Below are 16034 nucleotides of genomic sequence, written 5' to 3' on the forward strand. Positions count from 1 at the left end.
AAAAACGATGTTAACTGGGGCCATAACTATGAATAGCTTATCCGATTTAAAAAAATTTACTGCTGACCTGGATGAAAAAGGGCCGGTAATGCCGGTACTTTTCGTTGGACACGGTTCGCCCATGAATGGGATCGAAGACAATGAATTTAGCCGTCGCTGGAGGAAAATAGCGACCGAAATCCCGACGCCAACGGCTGTTCTGGTGGTATCGGCGCACTGGTTCAGCCGGGGCACTAAAATCACAGCGATGGATTTTCCGGAAACCATTCACGATTTTGGCGGATTTCCGAAAGCACTGTTCGATGTACAGTATCCCGCCCCCGGCAGCCCCGTGCTGGCCCAGGAAACGGCTTCGCTGATTCACTCAGCTCATGTGGAACTAGCACACGACTGGGGGCTTGACCACGGCACCTGGACCATTGTTCGGCATATGTATCCCGATGCGAAGATTCCGGTTCTGCAACTGAGTATCGATTTCACAAAAGGACCACAATTCCATTACGATCTGGCTCGTGAACTGTATGCACTCCGTAAAAAAGGCGTGTTGATTATGGGCAGTGGCAACATGGTACACAACCTGCGGATGGTTGCCTGGGATAAGATGAACGTCCCCAACTATGGCTTCGATTGGGCCCTGTCGCTAAATGATCGGTTCAAACAATTGATTAGCGATGGCGACACCAAGCCCTTAATCAACTATAATCTGCTGGGTCGGGAGGCTGCGCTGGCTATTCCCACACCTGAGCACTATCTACCGTTACTCTACACGCTCGGCCTGAAAGGCAGCCAGGATTCGGTATCCTTCTTCAACGACCGCGCTGTTGCCGGTTCGTTAACGATGACATCGGTGAAATTGGGCTAGGTGCCGGGAGCGAGGTGCGTGGAGTAGGGAGCGTGGGGCAGGGATGGCAGAGATTGTTCAGGAACCATACGGTGATCGCCTTACTATTCCGTGCCATCCCCACGCTCCACGCACCTCGCCCTACAGCCCCTGTCCACCAGACACTTCGATCCGTTGAGCATTGATCCAACGCGCTTCGTCGGTACAGAGGAAGGCCACTACTCCGCCAATATCATCGGGGAGACCAACCCGACCAAGCGCTGTTCGGCTGGCGATCTGGGCGTTGATCTCTTTATTGTCCCGCACGCGACCGCCACCAAAATCCGTTTCGATAGCGCCCGGAGCTACCACATTGACGGCAATACGACGAGGGCCCAATTCCAGCGCCATATACCGCGACAGTACTTCGATGGCGCCTTTCATCGACCCATACGCCGACGAACCTGGGTACGTCATACGGGCAAGTCCCGACGAAATATTGATGATCCGGCCACCATCATTAATAAAGGGTAAGGCTTTCTGAGTGAGAAAAAACACGCCTTTATAATGGATATTCAGGGCGGTATCGAACTGTTCTTCCGTCGTTTCGGCAAAAGCACTGTACAGTGCTGTTCCCGCATTGTTGATCAGAAAATCAACATGATCGGTAGCGAAGGTTTCCTGCAAAACGGTTTTCAGTTGGGCAAAAAACGCATCGAAGCTTTTTACATCACCAGCGTTCAGTTGTAAAGTAGCGGCTTTCTGCCCGGCCTGCTCAATCTGGGCAACAACGGCCTCTGCTTCGGCTTGTTGGGTATGATAGGTCAGAATAACATCGATTCCTTTTTGGGCGAGGCTCAGCGCCATATTTTTACCTAATCCACGGCTACCGCCGGTAACTAATGCGATTTTACTATTGCTCATCATTGTACTTGGTTTTTGTTTTGATGAGACAAAGGTAAATCAACCAGTAGCGTAGGTGTTTGCGCGAATCAATCCGAAGTTTGCAAAATTCAAATCAAGGCGTTAACTCCGGAAAGCAAGCGGGGCCAGCGACGTCTGTTTTTTGAAGAAATTGGAGAAGTGCGCTACTTCTTCAAAACCCAGGCTGTAGGCAATCTCAGAGATATTCCAGTCGGTTTGTTTCAACAGAATCTTGGCTTCCTGAACAATCCGGCTGCTAATCAGATCGGTAGTGGTCTTGCCCGTATTTTCTTTAAGCACTTTATTCAGGTGGTTGACATGCACCGAAAGCCGGTCGGCAAAATCTTTGGCGGTCCGTAAACTGATTTTCTGCTGGGGCGACTCGATCGGAAACTGACGTTCGAGTAGTTCAATAAACAGCGACGAAACCCGCGTAGAGGCTGTATGCGCGGGATATAAAGCCGTTGCAGGCTGTAGTTTTTGGCCGTAGTGGATTAGCTCGAGAACGTAGTTTCGCAATAAATCATACTTATACGCGTAATCGGACCCGATTTCCCGGTACATTTTCCGAAAAATGTAGAGCAGGTCTTCGATGTTCTCGTCCGACAATTGAAAAACAGGATACCCACCGGGCTTAAATATCGGCAACTCGTCCAGCACAATTCCACTTTTAGGCTGAATAAGGAAATCGGCGGTGAAAATGCAGAAATAGCCCGATAGCCCTTCCTCCTGAGGAATCCAGTGATAGGGAATTTTGGGCGTAGCAAACAGAAGCGCACTCTTCTCAATATCAATGACCTTATCGGCGTACTCGGCTTTACTCCGCCCGCGAATGAGGCTGATTTTGTAATAAGCCCGCCGATTATAGGGCATCAGACGAGGATTCTTCTTGATTTTTGCATGGACTTCGTCAATATTAAATACATTGAAGTGCCCAATCTCTTTGTTAAGATCTTCGGGAATAAGTGTAGCAATTTCCTTGTAAAACCCTTCCAGCGTGGTCGTCTCCATTTGCCTGCCTAATTTGTAAAAATCAAATATAGGCATTTTCCGCGTTGTAGAGACAGGGCATACCCTGTCTCTACCAGACAAATTCGACTATTCACTTCGCAAACTCTTCACCGGGTTCACAAGGGCGGCTTTAATGCTATGGAAACTAACCGTTGCAATGGCGATCAGAAACGCCGACAAGCCAACGATAACAAACACCCAGGGATTGATATCGATTCGGTAGGCATAGCCCGAAAGCCATTTGTCCATTCCAAACCAGGCCAGGGGAATGGCAATGGCCAGAGCAATCAGAACCAGTTTTACAAAATCGCGCGAGAGCACCACGATGATACCGGGAATACTGGCCCCCATTACTTTACGGATACCGATTTCTTTGGTTCGTTGCTCGATGACAATCAAGGCTACCGCAAACAGGCCGATGCATGACAGCAGTATAGCAATGCTGGATGCCAGACTAAACACCCGCGACATCATCTCCTCGCTCTGGTACCACGCGTCGACGTTCTCATCCAGAAACGTACCCATAAACTCCGACTGGGGCGCTATGTCTTTCCAAACCTGCTTCATCCGATCCATCGAACTGGCCAGACTTTGGGGCGATACCCGCACAAAAATGTACCGAATCGGTTCGGCATGCGAAATGTGTATGGTAATCGGTTTGGCCTGATCGGCCAGCGAATACAGGTGAAAATCGGGAACCACACCAATAATCTGGGTTTGAGCGCCCGATGTGTCGGCATCATCCCGATAGAACATCCCAACCGGGTTCTTTTCACCCAACAGCTTCGCCATACTTGCCGTAACCACAACCCGGTTTACCGAATCGGCAGCATAGGTAGGGTTAAAATCCCGACCGGCCAGCAGCTTTATATTCAACGTTTTGAAGTAGTCATAATCGACGAGGAGCAGATCGGACGAGATTTCCCGACCTTTAAACGTAAAGCCTACGCTACTCCGCGAACTTACCCGATCTTTACCCCGCCCCAAATTAATGTCGGTGCCCGTTACGGCCACAACGGTCGGGTCGGTTGCCAATATGTTCCGCATCCGTTGGAGTACCTGCCGACCGTTGGCCTGGTTACCAACCGGAATGCTGATGACCTGTTCTTTTTGAAAGCCAAGCGGCTGCTCACGCAGAAAATCAACCTGCTGCAAAGCGATAATCGTAGCGCAGGCCAGCAACGTCGACAACGAAAACTGGGTTACAATCAGTGAATTGCGCAGAAAGCCCGGCCGTTTGAGCGAGATTTTCCCTTTCAGCACTTCTACAGGTTTGAATGCCGCCATCTGCCAGGCCGGATAACCACCTGCCAGTAATGTAACCAGAAGAAATACCCCCACAATAAGCACTATAAAACCGGGCTGGAAAAGGTAGTGTAATTCCAATCGGGCCTGAAACGAAGCATTGAACGCCGGCAGAAACCAGTAAGCCAGTAATAAGCCAATACCAAAACCAACCAGACAGATAAGCGTCGATTCGCTCCATATCTGAACAAAAAGCTGGGTTTTCAGTGCGCCCAGCGATTTCCGCACACCCACCTCCCGCGCACGCATAAACGACCGGGCAATACTCAGATTGATAAAATTGATGCAGGCAATCAGCAGAATAAAAAAGGATATCCCCAGCAGTACATAGATCATGGCGATAGGGGCCCCTCTCCCATCAATCTCCCGATCAAAATGCACATCAGCCAGTTTCTGCAAGCGTATGGTAAACAGATCGCCCTGGCTATCGGGCTTAGCACCCTTCTTTTTCAGATTATCCAGGTTTTGGCCCAGATACTTTTTTGTAAAGGCTTTTAATCGAGCCTCAAACGTGGCCTGGTTAATCTGAGCCGGTAGCTTGAGGAAAACCCGGTGCGAATTATCGTACCAATTCTGTTTTCGTGCCTGATAATTCGGCACATTTTCGACCCGGACCAGTGCATCGAACTGAATTGACGAGTTGTAAGGGGGCGTTGCCATAACCCCAGTCACGATGTACTGCTTCTGATCGCCATTGCTACCCACCAGCAAGGTTTTGCCCATTGGATCGTCGGTTCCGAATACTGCCTTCGCCATGTCGTCGCTGATCACGATGCTACTCAGGTCGTGCAACGCTCTGGTACGACTTCCTTTAAGCATCGGAAACGAAAACATGGTCAGGAAATCCGGGTCGGTCAGCGTAATCAGCTTATCGAAATAAACACCTTTGTATTCCACCAGGCTTTTGCGCCCCTGGACAATCTGTGCTCCGGCTTCCAGTTCAGGAAAATCTGTCTTTAGAGCAGGCAATAACGCTAGGGGCATAGTACCCGATTTGCTGGGTTTTTCGGGATCGTTTGAGAAATAGTACGTCTGGAAAATCCGGTCACCATCTGTATGAAACGAATCGAAGGTGAGTTGCAGATAGCTCGTTAAGAATAAAAACGTGCAGATACAGAACGCTACCGCTAGCCCGATAACGTTGATAGCCACATGCCCTTTGCTCCGCCAGAGTGTACGCAGGGCAATTTTGAGGTAATTCGATAACATAGACGGATGGAGTGATGAGGGTTGGGGGTATTCACTTGACTGGGAATGCCGACGCCGAACAAAGGGCGGAACGGCCGAAATGACATTCAACACATACCGCAAACTGGCCTGTGGTTCACCCGCCCGCCGATACCAGTACGTGTACAGTTCGTCCAGATCGCCCTGTACTTCCTCCAGTGTTTCGGACGGATGTAACCAGATTAATAACTGCTCTGCCCAGCGCGGTGGTGATCGACGCATCTCCCTAGAACATTAGTCTATATTTTATCGTACAAATCAACTGCCAGAAATAAAAACAGGCTCTCAGGGGCTCAAAAGGGCTTTTCTTGATTTATAGCCAGGCGAAAGCTGTCCGCTTACGGACAGCTTTCGTCCCTAACCGGACGAGACAAAGTAGGCAGCGGACATAGGAAGATGAACCAATAGCAGGTCAGTCCATTATTCCTCTGCCCCAACCCTCCTACCTACTATTAATTAACTTTTATGTAGTCGACTTCCGGTTTGGGGGCTTCGCTAGTAAGTGGAGTAACGCCCAGGATCTCATGCATATTCCGACGGATAGTCTGGGCAATCTGGTTCAGGGGCAGGTCATTGCAGTCCAGTCCGAAGGGTTCTTCGATTTCGTCGCCAATCATCTCAATACCAATCAGCGCATAGGCCGCCAGGGTGGTGGCGGGTATAGCGAAATACCCATACGATTTTACCAGAACAAACGGGATCAACAGCACATAGGCCGTAATGAATAGTTTGATGAAAAAGCTGTATGAGAAGGGAATTGGTGTTTTTTTGATACGTTCACAGGCACCGGTTATGTCAAGCAATGCCTGATGATAAAGTCGAATCGTGATCAGATCGGCATCGTTTACGAGGTTATCCTGACGTAATGCCTGGGTTCGGCGCAAAATCAAAGCCGCAATCCGGCTTGGAACATGAGCATACTGAGCCAGCGATTGACGCTCATCGTCACCTGTATCATCCAGCTCGGCAAAATCGACACCGGAGCGTAAATGGCCTTTCAGTGCCAGGGCAAAATTGGACAGCGAGCGCGCAAAGTAGGTACGGTTGGTGATGGCATCATCGGGCAGCAATGAATCGAGTAGAACGGCCAGATTCCGGCTATAATTGACCAGCGAACCCCATTGCCGACGTCCTTCCCAGAATCGGTCGTACGCGGTGTTGGTGCGGAATACGAGCAACAAGCTAAGTGTAATACCTAATAGGGAAAAAAGCGTTCCATCGAAGGGTAAGTGAACATCGGCAACATGCTGATCGACCAGCGTGAGCAGAAGACCATAGGCACTGACAAAGCCTACCCGCCGTAACAACACCTGAATACTATAACTCGTATGAAAATGCCGGAGGGCCCCTGCCCAATCTTTAGCCTGATAGATAATCACGGGATATGGAGGAAGACGATTTACCTGTAATATACTCACACAGCCGAAATACCAGCTTTATAACCTATGAAAAGCGGTTCGAAAGGTTAGCCAATGGCCTGTACGTTTGGTCGCACCAGCAATTGAATCTGTATAGATACTCACTATCGGGAATCGGTATAACGAAATTTTTCGACTACTTTCTTCAAGATAGCTACGCCTTGCTCCAGTTCGTCTTCTGTGCTCGACGCAAACCCCAGCCGCGTACCGTTCAGCCTCTGGCCCGGCGGATTATGAATGCTTCCGCTTGCCAGTGAAAGTCCCTCCCGGCTTGCCTGAAGTGCCAGGGAATCCATATCAATGACTGTGTCGAAGGTTGTCCAGACGGCCATTCCGCCATCGGGTTTTGTGAACTGAACCACCTCCTTTAGTTCGGTTGCCAGCAAATCGCAGAAATGATCTCGCCGGGCATGGTAAGCCCGAAGCGATTTTCGGAAATGGCGTCTCAGATCACCCGTTTTGAATAACTGCCCGATCGCAAATTCGAGCATAGGATCACCCTGCCGGTCGATGATGCGCCGGAGTTGGGCCAATGCGTTGATTAAGGCCGTTGGTGCTACTACATAGCCGATTCGGAAAGCGGGTGCTACCGATTTGGTCAGCGATCCGACATAAACGACCATACCCCGTTGGTCGGCACTGGCGAGTGGCAATATAGGACGACTCAGATAGTGAAAATCATAATCATAATCGTCTTCCAGAACCGCAAAGCCATATTGTTCAGCCAGTTGTAATAGCCGAATCCGGCGGTCGGCGCGTAACGTAACGGTTGTTGGGTAATGGTGATGAGGGGTTACAAACACCATCCGAATGGGCCGGGCGACGCTTCGCTGTTTCTGACATAGTTCGGCCAGCGCATCCATATCCATTCCATGCTGATCGACGGGAACTGTCAGAATCGAAGCGCCCGTTTTGCGAATGTTCATAGTGGCGCCAAACCAGGTTGTTTCGCCCGTTACCACTCTATCCCCAGCCTGTAGCAGTGTCTGACAGGTCAGGTGCAGGCCCATTATACTCCCCCGCGTAATAAGAATATTATCCGGTTTCGTGCGCAATCCACGGGTTTCGTTCAGATAGACCGACAGTTGTTCCCGCAACAGCGGATGCCCTTTTGTATCGGCATACCCGAAATGTTGCTGCGGATTTCCCCACCGAAAATAGGATCGGTAAGCGCGCCCTAATTCTTCCATCGGTGCCAGCCGGATATCAGGGAAACCATCATCCAGATGAAGCCCTGCCGAATAGGTTAACAAAGGCCGTACCAGCAATGGGTTCGTTTCAAACAGGTAGCCGGGCTTATCCTGTGGCGATTCAGTGACTGTTTCCGATTGACCGGGAAGTAAGGGCTGCGGCTTTACATCGGGAAAATGAGCAGCTACATAGGTGCCGCTCCCCGACCGACTTTCGAGCCAGCCCTGCGCTAAGCCTTCGTCGTAAGCGGCCACAATTGTCTGGCGATTCAACTGGAGTAATTCGGCCAGTTGTCGCGTACCGGGCAATCGCTGCCCCGATGCCAGCGTACCTGCCCGGATAAGTTGCCCCAGTTGATTGCTTAGTTGTACAAACACGGGCGTCGCCGACGATTTGTCAAGTTGAATAAGGGATTTAAAAGGCAGCATAACCGGACTAGTACAATTCTAAAAACTGGATGAGATTAATAGTCCGGTAAAGAACGACATTTGTTTTGAAAAACTATGCGGACAGGATGCTGGATGCCAGCCCGGCCGCGTTACACGTATGCAAACCACCCGCACAACACCCAGCCGCCTGGCCAAGCGTGCTCAGTACGACGAAGCCACCATTCATCCTATTCTGGATGAGGCCCTATTCTGCACCGTTAGTTATGCCATTGATGGGCAACCAATGGCGATTCCTACCGCTTTCGCCCGGAAAGGCGATAAACTTTACATTCATGGATCAGTAGGCAGTCACTTTATCCGATCCATTGAGCGGGGCGCACCAGTATGTATCACCGTTATGCTGGCCGATGGATTGGTGCTGGCTAAGTCGGCCTTTCATCACTCTGTCAATTACCGCTCGGTTGTTATTTTCGCCAATGCTGAGAAGGTAACCGACGAGGCCGAACGATTGGAAGCAATGGCGCTCATCACCGACCATCTGATTCCCGGACGCTGGGCCGATCTCCGCCCTACCACCGACAGCGAAATGCGTAAAACAACCGTGCTGTCGTTCGCGCTGCATGAAGCATCGGCCAAACTTCGAACAGGCGGGCCAAACGATGAACCTGAAGATGAACAGTTGCCAACCTGGGCAGGTGTAATACCCTTGCAAACCGTTCGTCAGACACCCATACCCAAAGAGGGCGATGCGACGATACCCCTGCCCGACTATCTGATATGAGATTGGCCGAACTAACAGCAGACAACAACTTTGGTTATCAATCCTTTATGCGAAAAGGTTTTATCCTGCATCGGGATTGTTTCCGCATTAGTCCTGCTGATCAAGTCCATGAATCGTTTCCGACTGCTGGGTTGCCTGACAGTTTTACGCTTGGTATGCTTACTGACGCTGATGAGTTGGCAGGGTCGGTAAGTTTCCGCCGGGAAGGATATAATCGTCAGAAGCTCCGGCATAAGGGATTGCTGTTTGCCATGTATGTAGCCCATGAGTACGCTGGGCAGGGTATTGGCCGTCAACTGATTGAGGAAACGATTCGTCGGGCGAAGCAATTACCGAACATGGAACAAATTACCCTAACTGTAATTGCCAGCAATAGGCCCGCCAGGCAACTTTATAAATCCATAGGCTTTCATTCGTTCGCCCTCGAGCCTAAAGCGGTGAAAGACGGTGATGCGTATTACGATGAAGAGCAAATGATCTTATTTCTGGGAACGTAATTCCTTTATTTTATGCTGCCGATCAGCGAACTACTGCTGTTTAGTTTAGCGGCTCTGGGGCTAGTCGTAACGCCCGGACCTAACATGATTTACCTGATTTCTCGCTCCATTACTCAGGGACGACAAGCCGGATTGGTATCACTGGCGGGTGTACTGACGGGTTTCTGGGTGCATATTCTGTTCGTTTCGGCGGGTCTTACAGCTATCTTTCTGGCAATCCCTGTTGTTTATGAACTTCTTCGCTGGCTTGGTGTTGGCTACTTGCTCTATTTGGCCTGGGCAGCTATCAAGCCAGGCAGTGTTTCGCCATTTGAAGTCAGTAAAACTGTTGAAGCCACCTCAACCGATTCGGCAGGGAAACTCTTCAGAATGGGCTTTCTGACCAATGTGCTCAACCCGAAAGTAGCGGTATTTTACGTGTCGTTTTTTCCGCAGTTCACCCGCCCCGAATATGGCTCCTTATGGACGCAAACTGTTCAGTTAGGCATTACCCAACTGTTCGTCAGCGCAACCGTCAATCTATTAATCGTCTTGTCGGCAGCTCGGATGGCCCGCTGGTTTCAGGCCCGCCCGGGCTATATTCGAGTTCAGAAATGGGGAGTAGCGAGTATCCTGATGGGTCTGGCCGTGCGGATGGCCGTCGACAAAGGCAAATGAGTTAGTGTCTATAAATCAGCATTATGTATGGCCGATCTAATGCGTAATCTATTTTCGCCCGACGATGGCGTTCGCCAACTTAAGACAGTTCCTACCGAATTTGTTGAACTTTTTCGTCATGGTAGCCTGGTAGTCGAATATTATAAACCGGATCGGATTGACAAACAGCAACCGCATGAACGCGATGAGATCTATGTTATTACGACAGGCAGTGGTACGTTTCTCTATGCAGGAACAAGCATGTCGGTCAAGCCGGGCGATCTGCTCTTCGTTCCGGCAGGTATGGAACATCGATTCGAAAATTTTACCGAAGATTTTGCCACTTGGGTCTTATTTTATGGCCCTATTGGAGGAGAAAAAATATAAGTAAATGACAAAACAACACCACTACGAAATCAAGACAACCTGGACGGGGAATACGGGTACAGGAACCAGCGGCTACCGGGCCTACGAACGGGCTCATGTGATCTTGGCAGCGAATAAACCTGACATCCCGGGCTCATCGGACCCGGCCTTTCGGGGCGACAAAACCCGCTATAACCCAGAAGAATTACTGGTGGCCTCCTTATCTTCCTGCCATATGCTTTGGTATTTGCATGTCTGTACCGATGCCGGTGTGGTGGTGGTTGATTACACAGATACGGCAACAGGTACGATGGTCGAAACCTCGGATGGTAGTGGCCATTTTACGGAGGTTACGCTCTATCCGTCGGTGGTAGTTGCCGATGCGTCGATGATCGAGAAAGCCAACGAGCTTCACCATAAAGCCAACCAGCTTTGCTTTATTGCCAATTCCTGCAATTTCCCGGTTCGTCATGAACCAACCTGCCACGCTGTTAGTAACTAATTCATTCCGATGATCATCCGCCCGTTTACCCAAGCTGACATTGCTCCGCTTCTGACTGTTTTCGCCAGGAATGTCCCTACAGCCTTCGGAGAAAACGAACAGGATGAATACGCCGAGTTTCTACAAACGTACACCGACCCCTATTTTGTAATTGAGTACAAGGGCACTGTAGCTGGAGCCTGTGGCTATTACCTTACCGACGACCAGACGGTCGCACACATTTGCTGGATTTTGACCGACCCAATGCTAAAGGGGTTACGACTTGGCACTGCATTAATACAGCACAACCTTCAACAGATTTGGCAGCAACCGGGAATTCAGCGGATTGAATGCCGCACTTCACAGGTAGCTTATCGATTTTTTGAGAAATTTGGATTTCAGCTCCAATACACCAAACCTGATTTCTGGGCCCCTGGCCTCGATCTGTATTTTATGGTATTAACTTACGTCAACCGTTAGCCTAACCCATATCACTTCGCCAATCAGTCAGTTATCGCAGCATCTAGTTTGTCGAGGCCATTCATGCTAAGCACTACCTGCCTTTTTTTTTCAGTATTGCGTTTAAATGGGTTTAATTGATTGACCAGATGGTATAATCGTTTGCCCACTTTGCGGATTTGCTTGAGCAGCACATGACGCCACCCGCTAACGGGTGCATAGCCTCGCCAGGCGGTCTGGTTTAAATACAAAAAAAATTCTTCCTGATAAGCCTTATTAAAAGTGTAGGAGCGATAAATAGGCTTTATCCCCGTAAAATGAATCACATACGGATCAGCTATGTCATTTTGTGCATAGGTATTCCAAGCCCGATCAAGTTCGAGCCACTGATTTGCCAAAACGACATTCAACCCATACTGATCAGCAAATACCGCATACTTGGCATTCTGCGCAAGGCACGTCAACACGCGCTCAGTGATGTGCTGCTGACGCCAGCGAATGGGGTCAATCACCAGCAATCCCGAATTGAAAATTGGCGTTTCAGGATGCAAACCCAATTCGCGATAATTCTGATAGCCTCCCCATGAACTACTGATCACTTCGGCCCGATCGCGCACAGCCCCCAGCAGTTTATTACCCAGATCGACTTTCCATAGGGCCGTTATGTCCTGGTGAGCAATCATATCCACATCCATATACACCACTCTAGTCAGGTGCTGCGGAATAAAAAACGGTATAAACAGCCGAATGTAGACATTTAGGGGAAACGTAGACTGATCAATGGGTAAAGCCATACCGACTGGTATAGCCTCATCGATTGTTAACCAATGTACGTTAAACACCTCCGGATTAATAGACTGTAGCAGTTTTTCTCGGTTTGCCGAATCGATGCCATCATTGACCAGATAAAGATCAAATTGAGCGGGTGCTGTCAGGTTGATTTCAATCGATTTGACTAACGCTGCTAATAAAAGAGCAAACCTATTGTCGCATATAGTAACAAGTGGTAAAGGCTGATTCGGTGACATGAGTGGATTAGATAGCTATTTAATTCAATCAGTAGCGCATTACCGTTAAGGCGTTTAATACTATTTAAACGATTAAACGACTAAGGCAAATTATCTTTTGCGCTAGCATTCACCTATTAGACCCCTTATCTAAAAAACAGATACAAAATATTTAGTAAAAGGCATAATCAGGAACAAGATATGCGAGCGGATTGACCCTCAATGTGAAGTAGCTATCTTACACTTACGACTCCACCCTAGCCTATTCAGTCTGATGATACACCAATACAGGCACATCCGATTTCTCGATCAATGACCCAACCAGGTTTGGATGCAGGAGTTTATCCAGAAAGCCCTCCTGCCGATATAACTGCATGACAATCAGATCAGCAGGAGTTGTATCCAGCTTATCTTCTGTAACAATAAGCAGTTGGGCATCAAAGGCCTTTACAAGCATTTCGGTCTGATCTTCGACTAAAGCCCGCGTCGTTTGGGCTTGCATGGCATAAGCAATAGTCCGTACCTGCACCGGGTGAAAGGCCACTCCATCAGGAGCTGTCGGTACGATCAGAACCGGGCACCGCGCTGCATCGGCTACATCCGAAACGGCACTACCTGCCAGACGATCGAATAAGGTGCTTAAATCACTGCGTCCCATCACGATTAAGTCGGCCGAATGCTCACGAGCGGCTTCCAGAATACTGTCATCCACCAACCCAATTCGCCAGTCCAGCTTAATCGACAAACCATCAGCCCGCAATTGATCGGCTAGTTCGCTAAGCCGTTGCCGACTTAGGTCTTCTAATTCTATGGCGGCTACCGCTCCCAGTCCCGGATCACTAATGCTTCCAACCGTTGGAAACGTAGTATCAGGAATTATGGGTTGATAAACGTGCAACAGCGTAACCGTAGCGCCGGTTTTATGCGCCAATAACCGCACCCAATCCTGAGCGGCTCGCGTATTTGCAGTAAAGTCTGTAGGAAAAAGCAGGTTTGTCATAAGACAGGTTTACGGTTTATGGTATACCATAAACCGTAAACCCTAAAACTATGTTCAACGTTTTCCTGCCTGAACAGCCCCATTCGCGTCGTCTCCGTTCAATTTCTGGATGGCCATCAGTTGCTGCATCGTTTTTTCCATACCATCCGTTGAGCCATCAAGGAAGATGACATTTCCTTTGCCATTTTCGGCGAAATGCTTGATCGCTTCCGTCCAGATCGAGAACAGGATCAGCGACGCATCCAGTTTGGCCTCATTCATCACCCGCGCCGATTCGGCCATTCCTTTAGCAACTTCTTCGCGGAACAGTGCTACCCCCTGCCCACGCAGTTGAGAGGCTGTTTTCTCAGCCTCAGCCGAAATCTGAATGGCGTTTCCTTCGGCCTGGGCTGCTTTTGTTTTAGTAATCAGCAACGCCTGACCTTCGTTTTCAGCAGCTGCCTTCAGGTTCGAGGAGGCTACCACCTGCGCCATCGATCGCATGATGACTTCATCGAAGGCAATGTCGTTCAATTGTAAGTCGATCAGATGATACCCCCAGCTTTCGAGCAACGTATCGAGCTGGGCCTTTACGTGTTCAATGATTTCGGAACGTAAACCCAGAATTTCCGATTGCCGTTTGGTAGCGACAAAGCTACGGATGGACCCTTCGATAGTACGGATCAACGCCTGCATAAACGAGGCTTCATCAATGAATTTGAAGGCTACATTTTTGATAGTTTCCTCGGCCTGATTCAAAACAGAATACACCAGCATCGCTTTGAAATTGACATTGGCCTGATCGGACGTAATGGCCTGGAACGCTAGCTCGACCGAGCGATTTTGAATGGAAATACGGCGGTAAATGAATTCGATAAATGGGATTTTAAAATTAAGCCCCGGCGTCATAACACGGGTGTATTTTCCAAAAACGGTAACAACAGCTACTGTGCCCTGCCGGACAATAACTACTGACAGATAAAGGACGATAATCGCCAGAATGAATAGTACTAACAGAAAGTCCATGCAGTGTTTAGGTTTAGAAAAAAGAACGGATTCCGTCTCAAGGTACGGAATCCGTTGATGTTCTGCGCAAACTATTGCTCAAACGGTACATCCTAATGGCCAGTCGCCAGGGCATATTGGTCGGCGTTTTTATGACGGAAATAGACCATCATTGCCATGCCAAAACCTGTCAGCGCAAGCATGGCCCCAACCCACATTGGCGAGGTATACCCCATACCGGCCGCAATCGGTAACCCGCCCAGATACGCTCCCAGGGCATTACCCATGTTGAATCCGGCCTGACTGACCGACGAAGCCAGCATTTCGGACCCATTGGATGCCCGGATCATCAGAATCTGGATCGGTGCGCCCAGCGAAAACGCAATGGCACCCGTTACAAATGTCATAACTAGTAAAGGCACTTTGAAGGGTGCTACGAAATAGACGATCGTCAGTGAAAGCACCATCAACAGCAGAAACAGGGCTGTCGCTTTGCTGGGCGAAATCAGGTCGGCAGTACGTCCGGCAATCAGGTTTCCGACGGCCATGCCTAAACCAGCCAGCACCAGAATCCAGGTAATCTGACCGCTTTCAAAACCAGCCACCTCGGTCAGCAATGGAGCGATATAACTGAACCAGGCAAACAATCCCCCTGTGCCAATGGCCGTGATGCCCAGAATGAGCCAGGGCTCAACGTACGTAAACAATTTCAGGTCTTTCCGCAGGTTCGACTCACCTACGACGGGAGGATTTGGCAGCAGTTTATAAATGGAAGCCATTGTGACCAACCCAACACCAGCAATGATCATAAATGTCAGTCGCCAGCTCATGGTGTGTCCAATGTACGTTCCCAGCGGTACACCAATAATATTGGCTACCGTAAGTCCGGCAAACATCATCGAAATGGCCTGTGCTTCTTTACCGCGACCTGCCAGCCGACTGGCGACAACAGCCCCAACGCCAAAGAAAGCCCCATGCGGCAGGCCCGATAACAGCCGGGTAATCATCATGGTTTCGTAGTTCGGTGCAAACGACGAGAGCGCATTGCAGAACGTAAACAACGCCATCAAGCCAAGCAAAATCTTTTTCGGCGGGTAGTTTCCGGCAATGCCAACCAGCAAAGGTGCCCCCAACACTACCCCCAGCGCATAGGACGAAATCAGGTGCCCAGCCGTTGGAATCGAAATATGTAAAGACGTAGCAATATCAGGCAGAATTCCCATCATAACGAACTCAGTCATACCGATTCCGAAGCCTCCGATGGTAAGAGGCAGTAAGCTTTTTTTCATTTTGCAGCGTTCTATTTTCTAACAGCTCGTGAGTGCCTCATCTTGAAAAACTCACACAACTACCCGCATTTCGGATAGTATACTATTACGCAAATAGAAAAAATACAAAAATGTTCCTCAGCCTACGAATGTTCAAACTTATTGATCTGCGAATCCAATTATGACGCGTCAATCGAATAGGACATTGATTTTTATGATTGATATGATCGGTTAATATGCTTTTTTGTCACCCCAACGTAGGAGGGTCCT

At 49.3% G+C, this 16034-nt stretch carries 16 protein-coding genes; 7 read left to right on the plus strand and 9 right to left on the minus strand.

Annotation, left to right across the window (positions count from 1 at the left end; all coding sequences use genetic code 11):
* Positions 1 to 28 precede the first annotated feature (28 nt).
* On the plus strand, positions 29 to 862 hold the full coding sequence (ygiD, locus tag B5M13_RS24060; RefSeq protein ID WP_080058088.1) for a 4,5-DOPA-extradiol-dioxygenase: 834 nt from the start codon (positions 29 to 31) through the stop codon (positions 860 to 862).
* Between the two features lie 120 nt (positions 863 to 982).
* Here ygiD and B5M13_RS24065 read toward each other — a convergent pair whose 3' ends face one another.
* The 5 genes from B5M13_RS24065 to B5M13_RS24085 form a co-directional block, all read right to left on the minus strand.
* The gene (locus B5M13_RS24065) at positions 983 to 1747 is read right to left on the minus strand and encodes an SDR family NAD(P)-dependent oxidoreductase (protein ID WP_080058089.1); all 765 of its coding nucleotides are present in this window, start codon (positions 1745 to 1747) and stop codon (positions 983 to 985) included.
* Between the two features lie 99 nt (positions 1748 to 1846).
* Entirely contained in the window at positions 1847 to 2755 is a 909-nt protein-coding gene (locus B5M13_RS24070) for a helix-turn-helix domain-containing protein (protein WP_080058090.1), read from the minus strand.
* Positions 2756 to 2842: 87 nt separating this feature from the next.
* Entirely contained in the window at positions 2843 to 5509 is a 2667-nt protein-coding gene (locus B5M13_RS24075; RefSeq protein WP_080058091.1) for an ABC transporter permease, read from the minus strand.
* Between the two features lie 230 nt (positions 5510 to 5739).
* Complete coding sequence (locus B5M13_RS24080; protein ID WP_080058092.1) at positions 5740 to 6666, minus strand: bestrophin family protein; 927 nt, start codon at positions 6664 to 6666, stop codon at positions 5740 to 5742.
* Between the two features lie 143 nt (positions 6667 to 6809).
* Entirely contained in the window at positions 6810 to 8324 is a 1515-nt protein-coding gene (locus tag B5M13_RS24085) for an aminotransferase-like domain-containing protein (protein ID WP_080058093.1), read from the minus strand.
* 118 nt (positions 8325 to 8442) lie between these two features.
* Here B5M13_RS24085 and B5M13_RS24090 point away from each other — a divergent pair, with 118 nt between their 5' ends.
* Genes B5M13_RS24090 through B5M13_RS24115 form a run of 6 tightly spaced genes read left to right on the plus strand, consistent with a single transcriptional unit; the run spans position 8443 to position 11526 of the window.
* Positions 8443 to 9066: a pyridoxamine 5'-phosphate oxidase family protein gene (locus B5M13_RS24090; RefSeq protein ID WP_080058094.1), complete on the plus strand. Its 624-nt coding sequence runs from the start codon at positions 8443 to 8445 to the stop codon at positions 9064 to 9066.
* A gap of 47 nt (positions 9067 to 9113) precedes the next feature.
* Positions 9114 to 9563, plus strand: coding sequence for a GNAT family N-acetyltransferase (locus B5M13_RS24095; protein ID WP_170061185.1), 450 nt, complete (start codon positions 9114 to 9116; stop codon positions 9561 to 9563).
* Positions 9564 to 9575: 12 nt separating this feature from the next.
* On the plus strand, positions 9576 to 10220 hold the full coding sequence (locus B5M13_RS24100) for a LysE family translocator (protein WP_080058096.1): 645 nt from the start codon (positions 9576 to 9578) through the stop codon (positions 10218 to 10220).
* A gap of 39 nt (positions 10221 to 10259) precedes the next feature.
* A complete protein-coding gene (locus B5M13_RS24105; RefSeq protein ID WP_170061186.1) occupies positions 10260 to 10586 on the plus strand; it encodes a cupin domain-containing protein in 327 nt (108 codons plus the stop codon).
* A gap of 4 nt (positions 10587 to 10590) precedes the next feature.
* Positions 10591 to 11067: an OsmC family protein gene (locus B5M13_RS24110; protein WP_080058098.1), complete on the plus strand. Its 477-nt coding sequence runs from the start codon at positions 10591 to 10593 to the stop codon at positions 11065 to 11067.
* A gap of 9 nt (positions 11068 to 11076) precedes the next feature.
* On the plus strand, positions 11077 to 11526 hold the full coding sequence (locus B5M13_RS24115; protein WP_080058099.1) for a GNAT family N-acetyltransferase: 450 nt from the start codon (positions 11077 to 11079) through the stop codon (positions 11524 to 11526).
* 23 nt (positions 11527 to 11549) lie between these two features.
* Here B5M13_RS24115 and B5M13_RS24120 read toward each other — a convergent pair whose 3' ends face one another.
* The 4 genes from B5M13_RS24120 to B5M13_RS24135 all read right to left on the minus strand — a co-directional run bounded on the left by B5M13_RS24120 (position 11550) and on the right by B5M13_RS24135 (position 15785).
* On the minus strand, positions 11550 to 12533 hold the full coding sequence (locus B5M13_RS24120) for a glycosyltransferase family 8 protein (RefSeq protein ID WP_080058100.1): 984 nt from the start codon (positions 12531 to 12533) through the stop codon (positions 11550 to 11552).
* Between the two features lie 241 nt (positions 12534 to 12774).
* Complete coding sequence (locus tag B5M13_RS24125; RefSeq protein ID WP_080058101.1) at positions 12775 to 13512, minus strand: universal stress protein; 738 nt, start codon at positions 13510 to 13512, stop codon at positions 12775 to 12777.
* 54 nt (positions 13513 to 13566) lie between these two features.
* A complete protein-coding gene (locus B5M13_RS24130; protein ID WP_080058102.1) occupies positions 13567 to 14517 on the minus strand; it encodes an SPFH domain-containing protein in 951 nt (316 codons plus the stop codon).
* A 92-nt stretch (positions 14518 to 14609) separates the two neighbouring features.
* The gene (locus B5M13_RS24135; RefSeq protein WP_080058103.1) at positions 14610 to 15785 is read right to left on the minus strand and encodes an MFS transporter; all 1176 of its coding nucleotides are present in this window, start codon (positions 15783 to 15785) and stop codon (positions 14610 to 14612) included.
* Between the last annotated feature and the right edge of the window lie 249 nt (positions 15786 to 16034).

Origin of the sequence: Spirosoma aerolatum, from assembly GCF_002056795.1 — a bacterium.
GTDB lineage: Bacteria > Bacteroidota > Bacteroidia > Cytophagales > Spirosomataceae > Spirosoma > Spirosoma aerolatum.